Origin of the sequence: Pseudophaeobacter sp. C1-32P7, assembly GCF_041008775.1 — a bacterium.
Taxonomy (GTDB): domain Bacteria; phylum Pseudomonadota; class Alphaproteobacteria; order Rhodobacterales; family Rhodobacteraceae; genus Phycobacter; species Phycobacter gallaeciensis_A.
The window spans coordinates 1-1,694 of record NZ_JAXGFR010000074.1; the positions used below are offsets into that span (position 1 = coordinate 1).

Genomic DNA, 1,694 nt, shown 5'->3' on the forward strand with positions numbered 1-1,694 from the left:
GCCGATCCCGCAGCGATCGGCGGCCGAGGCGGACTTTGACACCAAGATGTCAGCGCTGTTCCAGCACTTTGCCACCACCCACCGGGCGGAGCTGATCGCGCTGATCGACTTTTTGAAGACGAACAGCACCATCATCGGCGGTGCGCTGAATGCCACCACCGTGGGGCTGGATATCCCCGCGGAGGGGAAGTTTACCGCGCTCCTGGCAGATAGCCTCGGCGGGGCTGCGGTGCAAAGCTCAGCGTCAGATACCGATGATGACGGTAAATTGGTGCGGGTGGATGGTGCAGGCGCTGCTGCGCTGAGCCGGTTTGGATTCTACAAAGCACCGGGCGACGGGTACAATATTGACCAGGCTGTGGCTGGTGATCGGGGACTTGTCTCAACAAGCAACCCCGGGACATGGCCGTCTGAGAACGCCGGATCATTTGCATGGGTGACGACACAGGCTAGCTACAGCGGTGATGGCGTATTGCAGCGGGCTGTGTACGGGTATGCCTCAACGGGGACCCCTGACATAGTTCGCACGTTCGAGCGCAGTCGCGCCAACGATGGTTCTGCATGGTCTGCGTGGGTAGAGAGTCTTACCAGCGCAAACTTGCAGACTGATCCGCTGGATGTGGAGGCGGGCAAGTTGCTGACGGTTGGTGCATTCGGCGCCGGAGTTGCCATCTCGCTGGGCGCCGGGGATGACCTGAACACCATCCTGACGAGCGGATCCTACTACAACTCAACGGGTGGCAATACCACGGGCAACAATTATCCCATCTCTTCTGCGGGATCTCTACATGTTGTCAGCCGCACGTCCACAAATGTAACGCAACGATTTAGTGCTTATGGTGGCGCTTCCTTGAGTAGTTCTGTGCGCATCTTCGAAAGGTCATGGGGACAATCTGGTTGGACGCCGTGGGTGGAAATCTACCATCAGGGGCGCATTCTCGGCGCTGTCTCCCAATCCGGCGGCGTTCCAACCGGCGCAATCATCGAGCGCGGCAGTAACGCCAACGGTGATTACGCGCGCTTCGCGGATGGGATGCAGATCTGTACGCGGAAGGAAGTGGTGACGGTCACAACGTCTGCCGCTGGCAGTGTTCACAAGCACGGCCTGGGGCCATGGACCTTCCCGAGTGCATTTGTAGCAGAGCCGCTTTGCTACACTAATCCACAGGGTACAGCTGTGTGGGGCGGCGCAGCTGGAGGTACTATGACCACCCTGAGCGGTGCCTCTATTTGGGCTGCTGCGGCTATTTCGGGGTCGATTGTTGAGGTGTCTCATTTTGCCATTGGCTACTGGTTCTAAAGGAGTATTCACGTGCAAATTACCTGTGCCTGTATCGCCGGTCTGCCCGGCCAGCCCGAAACAACTGCCAGCGTCAGCGGCGAAGTAATCACCGTGGATGGCGTCGCCTATGACCTCTCCGCCGTGCCCGAAGGCGGCTATGCCGAACCGGAGGGCGACCATCCCTTCGTGGGCCAGATCGCCCGCATCGGGGGCGAGCTGCATCTGTCGCTGCGCTGGATCTATGACACGTCCACCGCCGAGGTTCACCAGCCCGGTGTCGCGCCCGTCCTTGCCGTCACCGAAGGGGAGGTGCCCGATCCCATCACCCGCAAGCCTGCACCGCAGCCAGAACCTCAGGAGGCCTGAGCCATGACCTTCACCCTCAAGATAATCACAGCTGCCGAGGTGACCG

Annotated in this window: 2 protein-coding genes; both read left to right on the forward strand. The window is 60.2% G+C overall.

Annotated elements, in window-relative coordinates; genetic code table 11:
* Positions 1–1,300, forward strand: a 1,300-nt coding sequence (locus SM763_RS24120; RefSeq protein ID WP_490363313.1) for a pyocin knob domain-containing protein, incomplete at its 5' end; no start/stop codon positions are given.
* 12 nt (positions 1,301–1,312) lie between these two features.
* Positions 1,313–1,648 carry a hypothetical protein gene (locus SM763_RS24125; protein WP_369000122.1) on the forward strand — a complete coding sequence of 112 codons (336 nt, stop codon included), beginning with the start codon at positions 1,313–1,315 and terminating at the stop codon, positions 1,646–1,648.
* Positions 1,649–1,694: the final 46 nt, after the last annotated feature.